General features: G+C 34.6%; 18 protein-coding genes. 5 read left to right on the forward strand and 13 right to left on the reverse strand.

Annotated features, from left to right (window positions below; genetic code table 11):
* Positions 1–2: 2 nt before the first annotated feature.
* A complete protein-coding gene (locus K7G76_RS07100) occupies positions 3–662 on the reverse strand; it encodes a TetR family transcriptional regulator C-terminal domain-containing protein (RefSeq protein WP_223033462.1) in 660 nt (219 codons plus the stop codon).
* A 125-nt stretch (positions 663–787) separates the two neighbouring features.
* Between K7G76_RS07100 and K7G76_RS07105 the strand changes: the two genes are divergently transcribed.
* Both K7G76_RS07105 and K7G76_RS07110 read left to right on the forward strand, forming a co-directional pair.
* Positions 788–1,216, forward strand: coding sequence for a hypothetical protein (locus tag K7G76_RS07105; RefSeq protein WP_223033463.1), 429 nt, complete (start codon positions 788–790; stop codon positions 1,214–1,216).
* 88 nt (positions 1,217–1,304) lie between these two features.
* Complete coding sequence (locus tag K7G76_RS07110) at positions 1,305–2,153, forward strand: DUF2911 domain-containing protein (RefSeq protein WP_223033464.1); 849 nt, start codon at positions 1,305–1,307, stop codon at positions 2,151–2,153.
* A 48-nt stretch (positions 2,154–2,201) separates the two neighbouring features.
* On the opposite strand, the gene K7G76_RS07115 is transcribed toward K7G76_RS07110, so the two are convergent.
* From K7G76_RS07115 to K7G76_RS07165, 11 genes are all read right to left on the reverse strand, one after another.
* Complete coding sequence (locus K7G76_RS07115) at positions 2,202–2,402, reverse strand: helix-turn-helix transcriptional regulator (RefSeq protein WP_223033465.1); 201 nt, start codon at positions 2,400–2,402, stop codon at positions 2,202–2,204.
* Positions 2,392–2,859 carry a hypothetical protein gene (locus K7G76_RS07120; RefSeq protein WP_223033466.1) on the reverse strand — a complete coding sequence of 156 codons (468 nt, stop codon included), beginning with the start codon at positions 2,857–2,859 and terminating at the stop codon, positions 2,392–2,394. The genes K7G76_RS07115 and K7G76_RS07120 overlap by 11 nt, the downstream gene beginning before the upstream one ends.
* 136 nt (positions 2,860–2,995) lie before the next feature.
* Positions 2,996–4,687, reverse strand: a complete 1,692-nt coding sequence (locus K7G76_RS07125; RefSeq protein WP_223033467.1) for a sodium:solute symporter — start codon at positions 4,685–4,687, stop codon at positions 2,996–2,998.
* 108 nt (positions 4,688–4,795) lie between these two features.
* On the reverse strand, positions 4,796–7,330 hold the full coding sequence (locus tag K7G76_RS07130) for a PIG-L family deacetylase (RefSeq protein WP_223033468.1): 2,535 nt from the start codon (positions 7,328–7,330) through the stop codon (positions 4,796–4,798).
* An 85-nt stretch (positions 7,331–7,415) separates the two neighbouring features.
* Positions 7,416–8,483, reverse strand: a complete 1,068-nt coding sequence (corA, locus tag K7G76_RS07135) for a magnesium/cobalt transporter CorA (protein WP_223033469.1) — start codon at positions 8,481–8,483, stop codon at positions 7,416–7,418.
* Positions 8,484–8,510: 27 nt separating this feature from the next.
* A complete protein-coding gene (locus K7G76_RS07140) occupies positions 8,511–9,041 on the reverse strand; it encodes a mechanosensitive ion channel domain-containing protein (protein ID WP_223033470.1) in 531 nt (176 codons plus the stop codon).
* Positions 9,042–9,113: 72 nt separating this feature from the next.
* Positions 9,114–9,701 (reverse strand): Maf-like protein, encoded by a 588-nt coding sequence (locus K7G76_RS07145; RefSeq protein WP_223033471.1) that lies wholly within the window; start codon positions 9,699–9,701, stop codon positions 9,114–9,116.
* Between the two features lie 40 nt (positions 9,702–9,741).
* Positions 9,742–10,659: a geranylgeranylglycerol-phosphate geranylgeranyltransferase gene (locus tag K7G76_RS07150; RefSeq protein WP_223033472.1), complete on the reverse strand. Its 918-nt coding sequence runs from the start codon at positions 10,657–10,659 to the stop codon at positions 9,742–9,744.
* Between the two features lie 3 nt (positions 10,660–10,662).
* Positions 10,663–10,971, reverse strand: coding sequence for a hypothetical protein (locus tag K7G76_RS07155; RefSeq protein WP_223033473.1), 309 nt, complete (start codon positions 10,969–10,971; stop codon positions 10,663–10,665).
* Positions 10,972–10,985: 14 nt separating this feature from the next.
* The gene (locus K7G76_RS07160) at positions 10,986–11,516 is read right to left on the reverse strand and encodes a KdsC family phosphatase (RefSeq protein WP_223033474.1); all 531 of its coding nucleotides are present in this window, start codon (positions 11,514–11,516) and stop codon (positions 10,986–10,988) included.
* Positions 11,506–12,264 carry a Rossmann-like and DUF2520 domain-containing protein gene (locus K7G76_RS07165; RefSeq protein WP_223033475.1) on the reverse strand — a complete coding sequence of 253 codons (759 nt, stop codon included), beginning with the start codon at positions 12,262–12,264 and terminating at the stop codon, positions 11,506–11,508. The genes K7G76_RS07160 and K7G76_RS07165 overlap by 11 nt, the downstream gene beginning before the upstream one ends.
* 61 nt (positions 12,265–12,325) lie before the next feature.
* On the opposite strand from K7G76_RS07165, the gene K7G76_RS07170 reads away from it, so the two are divergent.
* Together K7G76_RS07170 and ccsA are read left to right on the forward strand one after the other, a co-directional pair.
* Complete coding sequence (locus tag K7G76_RS07170) at positions 12,326–12,739, forward strand: group III truncated hemoglobin (protein WP_223033476.1); 414 nt, start codon at positions 12,326–12,328, stop codon at positions 12,737–12,739.
* Between the two features lie 59 nt (positions 12,740–12,798).
* The gene (ccsA, locus tag K7G76_RS07175) at positions 12,799–15,990 is read left to right on the forward strand and encodes a cytochrome c biogenesis protein CcsA (RefSeq protein ID WP_223033477.1); all 3,192 of its coding nucleotides are present in this window, start codon (positions 12,799–12,801) and stop codon (positions 15,988–15,990) included.
* 10 nt (positions 15,991–16,000) lie between these two features.
* Here ccsA and K7G76_RS07180 read toward each other — a convergent pair whose 3' ends face one another.
* Positions 16,001–16,372 (reverse strand): hypothetical protein, encoded by a 372-nt coding sequence (locus K7G76_RS07180; protein WP_223033478.1) that lies wholly within the window; start codon positions 16,370–16,372, stop codon positions 16,001–16,003.
* 232 nt (positions 16,373–16,604) lie between these two features.
* On the opposite strand from K7G76_RS07180, the gene K7G76_RS07185 reads away from it, so the two are divergent.
* The gene (locus K7G76_RS07185) at positions 16,605–18,011 is read left to right on the forward strand and encodes an MATE family efflux transporter (RefSeq protein WP_223033479.1); all 1,407 of its coding nucleotides are present in this window, start codon (positions 16,605–16,607) and stop codon (positions 18,009–18,011) included.
* The last annotated feature ends 14 nt before the right edge of the window (positions 18,012–18,025 follow it).

An 18,025-nucleotide genomic window follows, 5' to 3' on the forward strand; every position in this document is an offset into this window, starting at 1 on the left:
AATTAAACAGTCATATTCATTTTTTCCTTTAAAAGAAATTTTCCTAAATCCATTACACTTTTAAAAGGTTTAATATTGAGTACATCGAAACTTGTATTTACTGCTTTTTCAATAAAAATGTCCGTTTTTTCAAATGCTGCAGAACTGTCCTCCAACCAAAATTTTATGGAAAGTAAAAGTTGTATCCAAGCAGCTTCAGCAATAGCTTTCATTTGTATAGTTTCAATTTTATCATTTTTAATATCGACTATTTCAATATCTAAATTCTTGACGTAATCTGTAAAATGTTTACGTAAACCCTGCAATTGCTTTAAAGATTTTAATCCGTTGCTATGGTCTTTTAATGCAAAGGAAACGTAACTTCTGTTGGCTGTTAAACTTTCGAAGAATGTGAAGTAAAAACTTAAGAGTTGATTTCTGGAATTAAATGTTTTGTAATCTTCACTTGTGTTCAGCATATCAACCGTATTCTGAAAGAACAGTGTGAAGACATGGTTTTCGACTGCTTGAATATTTCCAAAGAAATTGTAAAACTTTGACTCTTCAAAATTGAATGCTTTAGACAATTCAAAAACAGTTGTAGGTTTTTTATTGTGCTCTAGAACAAAATTCATGTAAAACGAAACAAGGTCGTTTTTATTTATATTTTTTTTGCGTGCCATATGTTTGTTTTTGCCAAAAATACAAAATGTTTAACAATATTTAGTTAAAGTTAAACAAAATTAATTTTGATCATGATATAATAATGCAACACAGAAATTGTATATTTGAGTATAAAATAATTAACATGAAAAAAATCCGAGTTCTATTAGTTTTTGTTTTTATGTGTATGATTTCATCATATGGGCAGAACACCATGTCTCAGCAGCAAATAAGACGTCAAGCCGCAAAAGTTGATACGGTTTATACGGTGAAGGAGCGTTCCAATATGGCTGGTTGGTTTAATGAACGTGTAAACGAGATGAAATTGACGGATGACGTTAGGGAAGAGTATGATGCCATAATTTTTTCAAGAATTTACGATATGACTCGTATAAATGATAAGGATAAAAATTATACAGATGCAGAGATGCAAGATAAGTTTGATGAAATTGTGGATAGAATGAACATGGAAGTCAAGAGGATTTTAACTACTGAACAGTATATTAATCATTTAGAAAATTTTGCTGAAATAGAGCGAAGTGTTTACAAAAAGTTTAATTGGGATGAGAAGTAGTTTACCTTATTTTTACAATACTATTAACAGGATAATATTCATTTAAAACAGATATTTATAATCAATACCTAATTTAATACTAATCCATATGAAAAAACTAATAACTCTTACACTGGCATTGGCATTTGTGTTTTCAATGAACGCTCAAGTCGCTACACCACAGCCAAGCCCTTTTAGCAAAGTAGAACAAAAGGTTGGTTTAACCGATGTTACAATTGAATACTCCCGTCCTGGAGTCAAGGACAGAACAATATTTGGTGGTTTGGAACCTTATGGCAAAATGTGGCGAACAGGAGCCAATAAGAATACTATAATTACATTTAGTGATCCTGTAGTTATTGGAGATTATAAGATTAAACCAGGCTCATATTCAATTTTTATTGAGTTGAATGAATCTATTTGGGTAGTTTATTTTTATAATGATACCGAAAACTGGGGAGTACCTAAAAAGTGGGATGAGAGCAAAGTTGTTGCCATTGCTAAAGTACAGGTTCATGAAATTCCATTTACTGTTGAAACCTTTACAATTGACGTAAACAACATTAGAAACGGGAGTGCCACTTTAGATTTTATTTGGGAAAAAGCTTACGTGTCGGTGCCTTTTGAAGTGCCTACCGATGATAAGGTTTTAGAATCTATAAATAAAACGTTAGCCGGTGAGCCTTCAGCTGAAGATTATTTTGCTGCTGCCGTTTACTATTTACAGGAAAATAAAGATATTAAACAAGCTAAGGAATGGATGGACAAATCGATGTCAATGACTGAAAAACCTGAATTCTGGCAATTAAGACAACAGTCCTTAATTTATGCTAAAGTGGGAGATAAAGCTGGTGCTATTGCCTTGGCAAAAAAATCTTTAGCTGGAGCTAAAGAAGCTGGAAATGATCAGTACGTTAAATTTAATGAGCAATCTATAAAAGAGTGGAGTTCCAATTAATGAATTCATTTAATAATAAAAAAAGCGACCAATTGGTCGCTTTTTTATTTAATCGTTTTCATCTAGAAAAAAAATATCTTCTACGGATTTATTAAATAGCTTGGCTATTTTTAATGCCAATACTGTGGATGGTACATACTTATTTTTTTCCATGGCATTTATGGATTGTCTGCTTACTCCAATACGCTCTGCTAAATCGGCTTGAGTTAAATTGTGAATCGCTCGCTCAACTTTTAAATTATTCTTCATAACTCACGGATTTAAGTTTTAAAAAGTTAAAACGGATAATGAAAAAGAGTAGTGGTGTAAACATATTAAAAATTAATACATTAAAAAAAGCCATATCGTAAACAAATAATATGGTAAATAAAAGCACGACGTAATTAAAAATTATGGACCAAACCAATGATTCTGTTCGAAGTTTATAGATAAACTCGTCTTCTATTTTTTCTTTAGAAAACCCAACTAGAAGTCCACCCACAATTATGGCAATAGCCGTAAGTTCGTCTGCAATACCATTTTCAATGATTTTAAAAAAGCCTGCTTGGCCTATAAAAGGGTCGCTGTAAATAGAGAATACTTTAGTGGTTAACAGTTGGTCTTCAAAACCCAAACTGTACATTAATATACCAGCAATTAAACCAGGAATTAATAAAACCCAGCCTAAAAGCTTGTATTTGTTTGGTAATAAATAATTTGTTTTCATAATGCTCGATTTTAAATTGATAATTCAAATGTAAAACAAACTTTACATATAGACAAAATAAATTTACAAAATGTAACATTTATTTAACAAAAAAAGTGGCTTTAAGCCACTTTTTAAATTATTGTTTATACTAGTTTTAAGCTTTCTGTTTTATTAATCCTTGGATAATATGGGCTATTACAATAACAATAACGCAACCCACAAAATTAAGCCATAAGAACGGTAAATTAATGAATTCAAATTCATTCAATAGAAACAAGCCAATAACCAATACTTGTGTTATTAATGCGGCTATAAATACCGCATGGCCTTTAATGGCCTTAAAGAAAAATGCTAATAGAAAAATACCGAGCACATTACCATAGAATATGGAACCTATGATATTCACTAATTGTATGAGGTTTTCAGCAAGATTTGCCACACAAGCAACCAAAATGGCCAGTATACCCCAAGCCAATGTAAACCATCTTGACACTTTAACCATTTCGGTTTCGCTTTTCTCTGGAGTATTACGTTTGTATAAATCTATTGTTGTTGTTGAGGCCAATGCATTTAGCTCGCTAGAGGTACTGGACATAGCCGCGCTTAAAATTACAGCTAAAAGTAATCCAATTAAACCACGAGGTAAATTATTTAAGATAAAATGAATAAACACATAGTCTTTGTCATTGCTCTCCACTTTAACTTGCTTGGTTTCTCCAGCTTTATCAATTAATACTTTTGCACGATTTCTAATGCTATCATTTTGCGCGTTTGCCTGAGCTACCCCTTGAATGGAAGCTTCGTTTTTATTTAGAATAAAATCGGCTATAAGGGTTTGTTTGGTTTCAAAAATAGCATCTTGTTCGGATTGTAATTTTTGGAATTCGTTTCCGTACTCTGAATCCAAGACAATTTCGGTAGCCACAGGGTTGAAGTTAACAGGAGCTTTGTTGAATTGGTAAAACACAAATACCATAACACCGACCAACAGAATAAAGAATTGCATAGGGACTTTAAAAATACCATTAAACAAGAGGCCTAATTGCATTTCTTTTACCGATTTGCCTGAAAGATAGCGCTGTACTTGACTTTGATCGGTTCCAAAATAAGACAGCATTAAAAACGTTCCCCCAATAATTCCACTCCAAAAGGTGTAGCGATTATTCAAATCGAATGAGAAGTCAAGAATATCCATTTTGCCACTTGCCCCAGCAATTTCCAGAGCATTACTGAAGGTAATATTTTCCGGAAGCTTATTGACTATTAGAATAAAAGCAATTACCATTCCCGTAAAAATCACTACCATTTGATGTTTTTGGGTAACATTAACGGCCCGTGTACCACCCGAAACCGTATAGATAATAACTAGAATCCCAATGATTACATTTAAGAGCAACAGGTTCCATCCTAATACAACCGATAGGATTATAGCAGGTGCAAATATGGTAATACCAGCGGCCAAACCACGTTGAATTAAAAAGAGAATAGCTGTTAAGGTTCGTGTTTTTAGATCAAAACGATTTTCTAAAAACTCATAAGCCGTATACACTTTTAAACGATGGTATAACGGAATGAATACCATACAAATCACTACCATGGCAATAGGTAACCCAAAATAGAATTGAACAAATCCCATACCATCATTAAAGGCTTGTCCGGGAGTCGATAAAAAGGTAATGGCACTGGCTTGGGTGGCCATAACAGATAAGCCAATAGTCCACCATTTTGAAGTATTACCACCTTTTAGGTAATCTTGAACATTTTTACTGCCTCTTGTTTGATACGTGCCATAACCAACGATGGCCAACAATGTTATCGAGAGTATAATCCAATCTAATGTCTGCATAGTTAAAAGGCTTGCATGATTAAATAGAATGCAATCCAATACACTACATTAGCTACCAATACCAAGGTATACATTCTTTCCCATTTGTAATTCGATTCATTCATTGGACTAGTTTTTTAATTGCTGCTCTTTTGGTAATTCCCCTTTTCCTAAAGACAGCATGTTGGCAAACAAACGGTAAGCACCTGGTACTCCTGCTGGAAACTCCCTAAAAAAACTTAATCCGGTATAGATATAGTAGCCTTTGCCATATTGCGCCACCAACAGACTTCCTTTTTTTGATGATTCACCTTTATCGTTCATGGCAAATAGTGGTGTGAATTCTTTTCCCCAAGAGTCAGGGAAGTATAAGCCACGTTCTTGTGTCCAACCTTCAAAATCTTGTTTGGTAATGGCATTGGGATAGTTTAAAAGCGGATGATTGGGTTTTAAAAACTTGACTTCGGCAAACTCATCAGTCACACGATCGCGTGACAATTCCAATTTATATGGTGCCAACTGATCAACTTTTAAACGATGGCTTGTGTTATACTGCACTATCATATTGCCACCATTTTTAATAAAATCAAACAAAATATCTTGTTTAAATTTCAAGGTTTCAACCGTATTGTAAGCTCTAATCCCAAGAACAACAGCATCAAAACGGCTTAAGGATTCTGCAGTAATATCTTCGGGTGATAGGGTTAAAACGTTATAACCAATTTGGCGTAAGCTTTCTGGAACAGCATCACCTGCGCCAGTAATATATGCTATATTATCGCCTTTCTTTTTAATGTCTAATCGTACAATTTTACTTTCGCTTGGTAATAAAACCATTTGGTAGGGAATATGATCGTAGGCTATTTCAATGAGTTCATCTGTATATTGTTTGTCACCAACTGTAACGATTGGGCTTATAAAACCTTCATCTTGATTTTTTGGTGGAATAACTTTAAAGACAACACGTTGTTCACCTCCTTTATTGGAAATATTAACGGACAGTTTTTCAGGGTAAACATTCCAGTTTTCAGGATGGCACAATTCTACCTCACCTTCCAGATTATCACGTCCAGCCCTAATAGTCAATGCAATTTCCTTTTCAGCGTCGGTATCAAAAATTATGACTTTCTCGGCTAATTTTGCAGTAGCTTCAGGAATAACCTCAAACGGTTTATATACCTCACCTTTAACAGGATCGTTGGTTTTAAACACTACAGGTCTGGTAAATGGTATGGTGATGCCCTCAATAGTAATGTTGAAAGTAACATTAAAATAATCTGGTGTTTCCGGTTTTCCAATTAATGCTTTATCGCTAACCTTATACATACCCAGTGTACCTTTTTCGGTTAACCAATAGGGTGTGGTTATTATATTATCTTGGTTTGGTAGAGATACCGTAAATGATTCCTCGATAATAACGCGATCGTTATTGTTAAGGTTAATCCCTTTATTGACATGTAAACCGTTGGGATTGATATATGATGCTAGAGAAAGTTTAGTGTTACTGCGGTTGACCAGTTCAAAATACAAACTCATGGTTTCATTTTGTGTAGCCTGGTTAGAAGTGGTAACGGCTTCTATATATAAGCCTGAACATGCTGTAATAATGGCTTTTATCTCTTTTGTTTTTTGTGTTTTCCAATGGGTGTTTTCTAATCTTTGAATAAGGGTGTACGCCTGAACCAATTTTGGAATAGAGGCTGAAGGGTTTTTAAAATCATAATGTTCTTCAACATCATTAAGGATTTCACCAATTTCTTGGCCACCTTTTACACGATTCCATGATGTATCGATACCTTCAAAAATATGGGCTGTATTGCTTGATAAATTGCCTTTAATTAATTCAATGTATTCCATTTCGGTACCGCGTGTACCTGTATTTCCAAAACCTTGCGATTTGTGCTGACTTCGACTTAAGGCAGCAATTTCGGTATTGCTTAAACCGTTAGAAGGGAAATACGTACCCGTATCAAAACTTATAAAGTTTGTTTTATCAACTTTTTCAAAATTTTCGCGACTTCCGTATCGCCACCAACTCGTATTGTAGAATAAATATTTTGGTTGCCATGGGTCAACATATTGCAACTGCTCCGGATATACCGTAGTATCGTTTGCCAAATCAAAAGCTTCCACGCTCAGCATAGCCGAACTAGTGTGGTGCCCATGGGTACTACCCGGTGTTCTATGGTCAAAGCGGTTGATAATAATATCGGGCTGAAATTGCCTAATTGCCAAAACCACATCACTTAATACTTCGTTTTTATTCCATATTTCAAGGGTTTCGTCAGGATGCTTAGAGTACCCAAAATCATTGGCGCGTGTAAAGCGTTGCTCACCACCGTCAATAGCTCTTGCTGTTAAAAGTTCCTGTGTTCTGATAACCCCTAAAAGTTCTCGTATTTCAGGCCCTATAAGGTTTTGGCCACCATCGCCACGAGTGAGTGACAGATAAGCTGTTCTAGCTTTAACCTCATTAGCCATATACGAAATGAGTCGTGTATTTTCGTCATCGGGATGCGCTGCCACATATAAAACAGATCCTAAAAAATTTAATTTTTTGATGGACTCGTAAATTTCTGAAGCATTAGGCTTTTGGGGTTGCTGCGCAAAAGCGCTTAAGGAAATTAAAAAACAAATAAATGTAACTTGTATTCTTTTAAGCATGTTTGATTCAGTTAGTGAAACCAAATATAACAAAGTAAACTAGGGAAGGGTTGGGTTTTAATGTTTCTTTAACGTAACATCTTTTTTAAAGCCACTTCTTACGTTTAAAGTAAAAGACCATACCTAAAAAGACCACAACCATAACGGCCCAAAGGATATAGTAACTATACTTGTAGTGTAATTCGGGCATGTGGTCGAAATTCATACCATAGATACCTGCTATGAATGTGAGTGGAATGAAGATGGTTGCCATAATGGTTAATACTTTCATGACCTCGTTCATTTTATTGCTAATGGAGGTCATGTACATGTCCATTAAGCTAAAAATCATTTCGCGGTAAATATCAATGGTATCCGATAGTTGTATGGTATGGTCATAAATATCCCTATAGAATTGAAGGGTTCTTTCTTTTATAAGTTTATGGTCGCCTTTTTCAATTCTGCCTATAATTTCCCGCAGCGGAAATATAACACGACGGACTTTTAAGAGTTCTTTTTTAAGTTCTAGAACCTGCTTGTTTAAATCGTCTTTAACAATGCCACTAAACAATAAGTCTTCTAAATCTTCTATTTTATTGCCCATGGTTTCGTTAACAATAAAATAATGGTCAACTACCGCATCAATAAGCGCATAGAGTAGATGGTCTGATCCTAGGCCACGAATACGACCTTTTGCAAAACGCAGTCTGTCCCGAACCGAGTCGAACACATCGCCTTCGGCCTCTTGGAAAGTGAGTACGTAATTATCGCCCAAAACAAAGCTTACTTGTTCTGAAACAATATTTTCATCGGTATCATAATAGAGCATTTTTAACACCACAAAAATATAGTCGTCATACTCATCAATTTTAGGTCTTTGTGAGGTGTTTACAATATCTTCAAGGATGAGGTTGTGCAGGTTGTAAAACTCGCCTATACGCTGAATTTCATTTACATAATTTAAGCCGTTGATGTTAATCCAGGTAATGGTATCGGTAGTTTTGAATTTTAATATTTCGTCTATATCAAAGTGTTCCTGTTCCTGAATAAATTCGCTATTGTAATCAAACGATTCTATAAAGAGTTTTTGAGACGTTTTATCACCGGTATACACCATAGTACCGGGTACTTGACCGACATGCTTTTTGTATTTGGTGGTTCTTTTTTTGCCCATAGAGTAGAAAATTACAACAAAAATTAATTATATGGCATCTGAACCTTCATCTATAGCATCTTTTTCAACCAATGTAACCGCTTTTTGTAAGATGAGGTTGTTAGGATAGGTTACTAAATCACCATTATCCAGTCTTAAGTGTAGTTGAAAGGCACGAATGTCTTCAATTATGGCTTCAACAGGAAAATCCTTATCATGAATTTGAATTTTGTCGCCTACTTTATATGGGAACGAAAAAAACATTATGATTCCTGATGTTACATTGCTTAAAATGGACCAAATGGCAAACAGAGCTATACCCATAACCGCAAAAACAGACGAAAATACTAGTGCCAAATCTTTTGCTTCTGTTCCGAAAATAAAGGCTTCCATTAACAGCCAAATCAAAAATAAAGTTACTGTGGAATAGCGACAAATTAATTGGATACGTGCATCATTAATTCCTGTTTTACGACCAAGTTTTTTTATTAAGGTGTTGGCTATTACCCTAATTAAATAGAACAGAATGATTAAAAATCCGGATATGATTAATTCTGATTTGTAAGTTTCAAAAAACATAATGCAACAAAATTGATGTTAATGTAAAGATAATATAGAATAAAAAACAAAACGGTGTTTCCTAACTATAATTTAAGAAATAAACGAGCCCAGGGTTTTATATACTAAATGCGTAGGGAGGCCTACTACATTAAAGTACGAACCTTCAATTTTAGTGATCCCAATTTGTCCTATCCATTCTTGAATACCGTATGATCCCGCTTTATCAAAAGGCTTACAGGTATCTATGTAGTATTGTATTTCAGAATCGGTTAAATTTTTAAAAGTAACTTTAGTAACGGCATTTACCGTTTTTTGTAGTTGTGTAGTTGTAAAACATACCGATGTAATAACCTCGTGCGTAGAATTGCTTAAGGACTGAATCATGTTAAAGGCATCTTGACTGGATTTTGGTTTTCCAAGTGCTTGGTTATTATGCCAGACAATGGTATCGCTCGTAATTAAAATATCATTCGGATTTAAGTCCGCTTTAAACGGTAAGGCTTTAAGTTGTGCTAAATAGTCGCTTATCTCAAAATGTTTTAAGCGTTTGGGATATTCCTCTTTTACCGGTTTTAGTCGAATTTCAAAATCAATACCTAGGTCTCTAAAAAATTGTTGCCTTCTTGGTGAACCAGAAGCTAGGATGATATGATAGCTTTTTAGTTTACTTTCTAACATAGAAAATGGTCAATTTTAAAAGCGTATGATTTTAGTGGCTTCAAGAATCTAAAAGTACAAATTTATACAGTATTAACGATAACATGCCGAACAGCATTATGAGCTTTACCAATGCACTTAAAAATGTGAAATCCTTTTTGGTTTTTGCCATATATAGTTTTATAATCAAGAAAATTAACGGTGCAATAACAAGAGCCAAAAAATAAATTACAACATATAATTGTGAATACATATAGGTTATAACATAATGAACTACAATTAATAATGGGACAATGGCAAAAACAAAGGTTATTTTTGAAGCTCTATCGCGACCTAGCGCAATGGGTAATGTATTCATACCCGATTTATAATCACCATCAATATCTTCAATATCTTTGATCATTTCACGTAAGAGGTTTAAAAGGAAGGCGAAAACTGCATAGTCGAAAATTATTTTAAAGAAAGTGAGTTGGGTTTCTTGATTTTGAGCCGTTACAGCAGGCAGTAACTCAAATAAACCCACTAATAATAAGCTCATGGCTACTAAAATTGAAACCACTATGTTTCCAACCAACAAAAGCCGCTTTAAATAGCTGGCATAAATGTACAGTAGCCCAGAAATAATGACAAAAAGTGCAAAAAAGCCACTTCTTCCCACTAAATGCGAAAGGTAAAACCCAACTAATACGCCAATTACATTAAAAACAATAAATAGGGTGTAAGCTGTTTTTTCTGAAACTGTTTTTCCAACGATTACCTTATCGGGTTTATTAACTAAATCGGTTTCTACATCATAAATATCGTTAATAATATATCCGGCAGCCGCAATACACAATGTTGCTGTTGTTAATAAGGTAAACCCAAACCCGTTTAAAGTTATCTCTACACCAAACGGTACCAATAAGGCATATTTAATAAGGTATTGCATAAGCGCAATCATGCCCAAGTTTTTCCAACGAATAAGGTTCAGTATATTCAAGTGTTATATTTTAAAGTTTAGTTTTTTAATAATATATATAATTAAAAGCAGCATAAGAACAGTTGTAATTAAACTAGCCACAATGTTTTTGCGCTTTTGTTTTTTGCGAATTCTGTTTTTGATTAACAAGCGTTCCTTGTCACTTAATGTATGATGTAAATAGTGAGTATTAAAGACTCTATGGCTTTCTGTATTAAGCTTATTTTTAACACCAGAAAACGGCTTTGAAGCTTTTCTGTTGAATACATTTTGACTATTCCCAAAGCCAATATATCCAAAACCCGTGCTATGTCTTCTTCTAGGTCTTGTCAAACTATTTTCGTGAATTAATCATATTGAGCATTAAAGCTGTCAAACCATTTGTCCTGTACTTTTAAAACCTGTTCAATAACATCCCGAACAGCGCCTTTGCCACCATTTTTGTGCGATACATATTTTGAAATAGCTTTTATTTCAGGAGCAGCATCTTGTGGGCAAGTTGGTAGACCGACCAATTTCATAACGGGATAGTCTGGTAGATCGTCACCCATATAAAGTACATGCTTTAAATGGACATGTTTAGAAGCTAAATAGGTGTTTAGTTGTTCTATTTTATTGTGTGCCCCTAAAAACACATCTGTAACGCCCAATCCATTTAAACGGACTCGAACCCCTTCATTAGATCCACCTGATATGATACAGATATTAAAACCTTTGTCAATAGCTGTTTTAAGGGCATAACCGTCTTTTATGTTCATACTACGAAGCATTTCTCCAGATGTGGTTACCATTACGCTGCCATCTGTTAATACACCATCAATATCTAAAATAAAGGTGGTTATGTGCTTTAAGTATTCTTTGTAACTTTTATCTTCCATGCGTATTTTTTATGGATTGGGTCAAGAGTTCATAAATGGCTTTATGCTGCTCATTTTCCAATAATTTTAAGTGTCGTTTTATGGTCTTTTTATCATTGCGTTTTGCAGGGCCTGTTTGTGCCATATAAGGCGATGTTTCCTGAACTTTTCGAGCTGTTTCTAGGATAAGCGGTTTCAAAATATCAAAATTGATACTTTTTGCATCACTAATTTCATGGGCAATTCTGTACAATTGGTTTGTGAAATTATTAACAAACACAGCTGATAGATGTAGGGTTTGTCTTTGTTCAGTATTTATTTTATACCATGAGCAACCTAAATTTTCTGCTAAATGTTTTAGAATATTTAAATCGCTTTTGTCCAAAGCTTCAATACAGATGGGGACTTCTTTAAATGTTACCGGAATATCTTTTGAAAATGTTTGTAAGGGGTAAAATACACCACGTCGGTTTTTCTTGTCCATATCATAAACATTAACACTACCAGAGGTATGCACAACAAATCTATTTTCAAATGGCAACTGGGAAGAAAAATCAGCAATGGCATCATCGCTTACCGCTAAAACATAAACATCAGCATGTTTTAGTGTATCAATATTATTTGTGATAAGCACGTCATTTTTATAAGTTGACAATTTTTTTAAATCTCTATTAAACCACTGTAGAACACTAACATGTTCTGCATTGTTAAAGGCTTTAAATAAATGGGTAGCTACATTGCCGGCTCCTAAAAGACATACTGTAATCATAATGCTAAAATAAGTAAGTAAAGCATGATATAAAAGTAACAAGCTTTATCTTTGTGACATTATGACAAAAAAAGATATTGAAACCAGAGCAGATGTAAATTTGCTAGTTTCCACATTCTACGATAAAGTAAAAGCCGATGCGTTTTTGGGCCCTTTTTTTCTGCCCATTATAAAAGATTGGAATGCACATATTGAGCGGTTAACCACATTTTGGGAGTCTAATTTATTTATAACAAGAAAGCTTGAACAAAAATATTATGGTAATCCGTTAGAAGTTCATGTTAAAGTAGACCAAGAAAACAACCAAAGTATTACAGAGCATCACTTTGGTGTATGGTTGAACTTGTGGTTTGAAACCATAGATGAGCTATTTGAGGGTGAAGTGGCCGATAATGCCAAACGAAGGGCTAGAAAAATGAGTACGTTTTTGTATTTAAATATATTTCAATCACGAAAGGAATTAGGTGAATTTTAACAGAGCTAAATGAACAAAAACCCTTAAATTTGCACGACCCAATTTTAGAGTCTCACATTATGCTACATAAACTCTCCAAAATTCTCTTTTCTACACGTCTTACAGCCTTTTTATTTATTGCTTTTGCAGCAGCCATGGCAATAGGTACTTTTATGGATGCAGGTCAAGAAACATCTCCAACACCATATACCAGAAATTTAATTTATAACACCTGGTGGTTTGAAGCTATTATGCTCATGTTTGTTGTTAACTTTATTGGGAACATTAAGCGTTACCGATTGTGGTGTAAGGAGCAATGGGCTACCCTTACGTTACACTTATCATTTATACTCATTATTATAGGCGCTGGTATCACCAGATATATTGGCTTTGAAGGTATGATGGCTATTCGCGAAGGCGATACAGAACATGTTTTTTTATCTCAAAAAACGTATATATCTGCTTATATAGATGGTGATTATGAAATTAATGGTGTTCCTCAACGCCGAATAGTAGAGCAGGAGGTTGATTTTTCTCCACGATTGGAAAATGATTTTAAGCACATAGCGGACTATAATGGTCAGGAAGTTGTTTTTGAATTGGAAAAGTTCATCGCTGGCGCAGAAAAGGATATCGTGCCAGACGACCAAGGCGAAGAATATCTTAAACTTGTTGAAGCGGGTGGTGGTGCTCCACATAACCATTTTTTAAAATCAGGTGAAGTTCAAAGTATTCATAATATTTTATTCTCGTTAAATAATGAGACATCTGGTGCAGTAAATATTACTTACAAAAATGGAGAGCTTAATATAAACTCACCCTTTGAAGGCGAGTATATGACTATGGCTACTGGCAATACAGGTAAATTGGTTAAAGATAGTATTCAGCCATTAGTATTGCGTTCACGATATATTATTGGGAACATGCAAATGGTATTTCCTAAACCTGTAATTAAAGGGAAATTTGATATTGTAAAAAAATCGCAATTATTACGAGGTGATGAAGATGGCGTTGTCTTAAAAGTTTCGTCTAATGGAGAAACCAAAAGCGTAAAGCTTTTAGGAGGTCAAGGCTATAGCAAACCTTTTGAGCAAGTAACAGTTGGTGGATTGGATATAGCTGTCAAGTATGGTTCAAAAATATTAGAGCTTCCATTCAGTATTAAATTAAACGATTTTATTGCAGACAAATATCCTGGAACTGAAAACAGTTATTCGGCCTTTGCCAGTGAGGTAACGGTTATTGATAAAGAAAAAGGCGATTTCAACTATCGTATTTTTATGAACAATATTTTAGATCACAGAGGGTATCGCTTTTTTCAATCGGGTTTTGATCCTGATGAAAAAGGAACAAAGTTATCTGTAAATCATGATATGCTAGGGACCTGGACAACTTATATTGGTTACTTTTTATTGTATTTGGGTTTAATGGCCATCCTGTTTGATAAAAATACACGTTTCGGTAATCTAAAACGTTTACTGGAAAAGGTAAAAGCCAATAAAGTTAAGGCTGCTGCTGTTGTATTATTCTTGTTAAGCTTTCAAGGTATTGCGCAAACACATGCCGTAGACGACGGTCATGACCATAGCTCACCTTCTAAAGCGCAGATAGATTCTATTTTGCGAGCCAATATAACACCAAAAGCACATGCCGATAAATTTGGACATTTGGTTATTCAAGATGTTGGTGGCCGTATGATGCCTGTCAACACTTTTGCATCAGAAATGTTGCGCAAGTTAAGTAAGCATGATGCTTATGAGGATTTTGATGCCAATCAAGTATTCTTATCCATACAAGAAAGTCCAATGCTTTGGTACAATGTGCCCATTATATATCTAAAACCTAAAAAAGGGGATTCCATTAGAAAGATAATTGGAGTTGAAACTGATCAAAAATATATAGCTCTAGTTGACTTTTTTACACCTGAAGGAAATTATAAACTAGCACCTTATTTAGAAGAAGCCTATAAAGCTCAAATACCTAACGGATTTCAAAAAGAATTTAAAGAAACCGATCAACGAGTTAATTTGTTGTACAATACAATAGACGGCTATGCGCTGCGTATATTTCCCATTCCTGATGATGAAAACAACAAATGGATTTCTTCTATTGAATTTAGACGCGAAGGCTATCGCGAAAAAATTCAGGATTCACTATATGCCAATTTCATAAATAATGGTTTTAGCGCGTATTTGTTTTCTTTGAATACGGCCAAGCAATCTGGGGACTTTAATCAGGCCGATGAAATTTTAGAATCGTTTACTAAAACGCAACGTAAGTATGGTAGCAAGGTTATGCTTTCTGAAAAGAAGATACAAACAGAAATAGCCTATAATAAATACGACATTTTCAAGAAGTTGTTTAGTTGGTATATGTATGCCGGATCACTGATGTTTGTATTTCTAATTATTCAAATATTTAACCATAGAAACAAAGCATTGAATCTTGCAGTTAAATTTTTTAAATGGATAATTGTAGGGCTGTTTTTATTACATACATTAGGGTTAATAGCACGTTGGTACATATCGGGTCATGCACCTTGGAGTGATGCTTACGAATCTATGATTTACGTGGCTTGGGCAACTATGTTTTTTGGTTTGGCCTTTGGAAGAAAAAGTGATTTAACCATTGCTTCTACAGCATTTGTAACGTCTATGATTTTAATGGTTGCCCATTGGAATTGGATGGATCCTGCCATTGCCAATCTTCAACCAGTTTTAGATAGTTATTGGCTAATGATACACGTAGCCGTAATTGTAGCGAGTTATGGACCATTTACATTGGGAATGATATTAGGGCTTGTGGCACTTTTACTTATGATTTTCACCAATAAAGATAATAAAGAACGTTTGTTGCTTAATATAAAAGAGTTAACCATTATTAATGAAATGGCATTAACCGTTGGTTTGGTTATGCTTACCATTGGTAACTTTTTAGGCGGTATGTGGGCCAACGAAAGTTGGGGACGTTATTGGGGTTGGGATCCTAAAGAAACTTGGGCATTAATTAGTATCATGATTTACGCCTTTGTAATACATATGCGTTTGGTGCCTGGATTGAGAGGTAGATTCGGATTCAACTTGGCATCCATTATTGCGTTTTCAAGTATTATGATGACATACTTTGGCGTGAATTTCTATTTAGCTGGATTACATAGTTATGCCAGTGGAGACCAGATTGTTAGTGTAAAGTTTATAGCCATAGCATTTGGAATAGTAGGCATAATAGGATTGTTAGCCTATAGAAAATACGCGAAATACTACAAGAAATAAATTTAGAAACTTAAAGCTTTATAGGCTGCTTATCTAAGTTAAGGTCATCCAACATGTCTTGGGTGAACTTATAATGGCCACGACGTGTAATGATTCTAAACTTGTGGTCTTTCATTCGGGTTAAAACATCTAGAAAACGCCATTTAGACTTCAAAAGAATAGGCTCTTCTGATTTTAAACTCAATTCAAAATAATGCTTTCTTCCAGCTTTTTCAGCAACAATGTCTGGAGTTATAACAATATCACTGCCTTTCTTGTGGTAAGATTTAGGTGTTTCGTAACCTTCAATATCGGCTTTAATATTGTCGTAACCTAAATTCTCTAAATAGCTTAAAGATTCTTGAATAAAATCTGAATTTTCGTTTTTGTCTAGTGTAGTCATGTTGTAAAGTTAATTAAATTTTCTTGAAATTCAAAAGACACAAACGTAAAACATTGATTTGTAATTCATTAAATTAGTTGATTCGTACTTTTTGAAATTTAAGTTTAATTCTCCATATTTGTAACGCCTATGATTGTTTAATATAAATTATCGTTTTCAGTCATTTTATCAATGACACACTTATGATGGATATCTTCATGTCCTGGTTTGTTTATATTAAATAATTTCAAAAATGTCACAGAATACAATATCACTTAAACAATTTTTTAAATATTTTAAAATTGCGGTTTCAGGTAAAGAACAGGATTTTACTTCAGGAAGCATACGGCGTGCTGTTTTTATGCTCTCTATTCCTATGATTCTTGAAATGCTTATGGAGTCTATTTTTGCATTGGTAGACATCATGTATGTTTCCCAAGTTAGCGTAAATGCCGTTGCTACAATAGGTTTAACAGAGTCAGTTATTACCTTGGTTTATGCCGTTGCGATTGGCTTGAGTATGGCAGCAACAGCAGTAGTGGCTAGACGAATTGGGGAAAAAGATGTTAAGGGCGCTTCCCAGGCTACAGTTCAAGTTATCATATTAGGTGTTGCCGTTGCAGCAATTATTAGCGCAATAGGGATAATTTATCCAAAGGAATTATTGTCTCTTATGGGCGCCGAAACCGATTTGATTGAGGAAGGGTATGGCTATACAAAGGTTTTACTTGGCGGTAATGTTACCATCATGCTACTTTTTTTAATAAATGCGGTTTTTCGAGGTGCAGGAAATGCTTCAATAGCTATGTGGACCTTAATCTTATCAAACGGATTGAATATTATTTTAGATCCTATTTTTATTTTTGGTTTTGGGCCGGTTCCTGCTTTTGGAGTAGAAGGAGCTGCTATAGCGACTACAATTGGCAGGGGGACGGCTGTATTATTTCAGTTAATTATTCTTTTTTACGGTTACGGAAAAATTAAAATAGGCATTCGCGATTTGATTATCAGAACACAGGTTATGTTCAATTTAATTCGGGTTTCATTGGGCGGAATCGGACAGTTTTTAATAGGAACATCAAGTTGGGTATTTCTTATGCGTATTATGAGTGAATTTGGCAGCGAGGTTTTGGCTGGATATACTATTGCTATTCGCGTTATGATGTTCACGTTAATGCCGGCTTGGGGAATGAGCAATGCGGCAGCAACACTTGTTGGTCAAAATTTAGGTGCAGAAAAGCCAGAGCGGGCATCACAATCGGTTTGGAAAACAGGCAAATACAATGCCTATTTTATGGCTTTGGTGTCTGTGGTATATTTAGTCTTTGCTCCTCAAATTATATTGTTGTTTAATGATACACCAGATGTTGTAAAGTATGGAAGTCTTTGCTTACGTGTTATTGCAGCCGGTTATATTTTCTATGGCTATGGTATGGTGGTTATTAATGCCTTTAATGGTGCAGGCGATACCAAAACACCTACCTATATAAATTTTGTGTGCTTTTGGTTAATACAACTGCCCTTTGCCTATATAGTAGCTGTTACTTTAGATTTTGGACCAATTGGAGTTTTTGGAGCCATTACCTTGGTAGAAATTCTGATTGCCATTATTGGGATTATTTGGTTTAAAAAAGGGTATTGGAAGTCTGTAAAAGTATAGGCATAATTTGTAAA

The organism is Hanstruepera marina (genome assembly GCF_019880635.1).
Taxonomy (GTDB): Bacteria; Bacteroidota; Bacteroidia; order Flavobacteriales; family Flavobacteriaceae; genus Hanstruepera; species Hanstruepera marina.

Bases quoted from the DNA above. Each gene is read 5' to 3' on its own strand.
- K7G76_RS07110 (WP_223033464.1), top strand. From the start codon at position 1,305: ATGAAAAAACTAATAACTCTTACACTGGCATTGGCATTTGTGTTTTCA.
- corA (WP_223033469.1), bottom strand. From the start codon at position 8,483: ATGGGCAAAAAAAGAACCACCAAATACAAAAAGCATGTCGGTCAAGTA.
- K7G76_RS07100 (WP_223033462.1), bottom strand. From the start codon at position 662: ATGGCACGCAAAAAAAATATAAATAAAAACGACCTTGTTTCGTTTTAC.
- K7G76_RS07120 (WP_223033466.1), bottom strand. From the start codon at position 2,859: ATGAAAACAAATTATTTATTACCAAACAAATACAAGCTTTTAGGCTGG.
- K7G76_RS07105 (WP_223033463.1), top strand. From the start codon at position 788: ATGAAAAAAATCCGAGTTCTATTAGTTTTTGTTTTTATGTGTATGATT.
- K7G76_RS07185 (WP_223033479.1), top strand. From the start codon at position 16,605: ATGTCACAGAATACAATATCACTTAAACAATTTTTTAAATATTTTAAA.
- ccsA (WP_223033477.1), top strand. From the start codon at position 12,799: ATGCTACATAAACTCTCCAAAATTCTCTTTTCTACACGTCTTACAGCC.
- K7G76_RS07145 (WP_223033471.1), bottom strand. From the start codon at position 9,701: ATGTTAGAAAGTAAACTAAAAAGCTATCATATCATCCTAGCTTCTGGT.
- K7G76_RS07165 (WP_223033475.1), bottom strand. From the start codon at position 12,264: ATGATTACAGTATGTCTTTTAGGAGCCGGCAATGTAGCTACCCATTTA.
- K7G76_RS07125 (WP_223033467.1), bottom strand. From the start codon at position 4,687: ATGCAGACATTAGATTGGATTATACTCTCGATAACATTGTTGGCCATC.
- K7G76_RS07170 (WP_223033476.1), top strand. From the start codon at position 12,326: ATGACAAAAAAAGATATTGAAACCAGAGCAGATGTAAATTTGCTAGTT.
- K7G76_RS07180 (WP_223033478.1), bottom strand. From the start codon at position 16,372: ATGACTACACTAGACAAAAACGAAAATTCAGATTTTATTCAAGAATCT.
- K7G76_RS07160 (WP_223033474.1), bottom strand. From the start codon at position 11,516: ATGGAAGATAAAAGTTACAAAGAATACTTAAAGCACATAACCACCTTT.
- K7G76_RS07115 (WP_223033465.1), bottom strand. From the start codon at position 2,402: ATGAAGAATAATTTAAAAGTTGAGCGAGCGATTCACAATTTAACTCAA.
- K7G76_RS07130 (WP_223033468.1), bottom strand. From the start codon at position 7,330: ATGCTTAAAAGAATACAAGTTACATTTATTTGTTTTTTAATTTCCTTA.
- K7G76_RS07140 (WP_223033470.1), bottom strand. From the start codon at position 9,041: ATGTTTTTTGAAACTTACAAATCAGAATTAATCATATCCGGATTTTTA.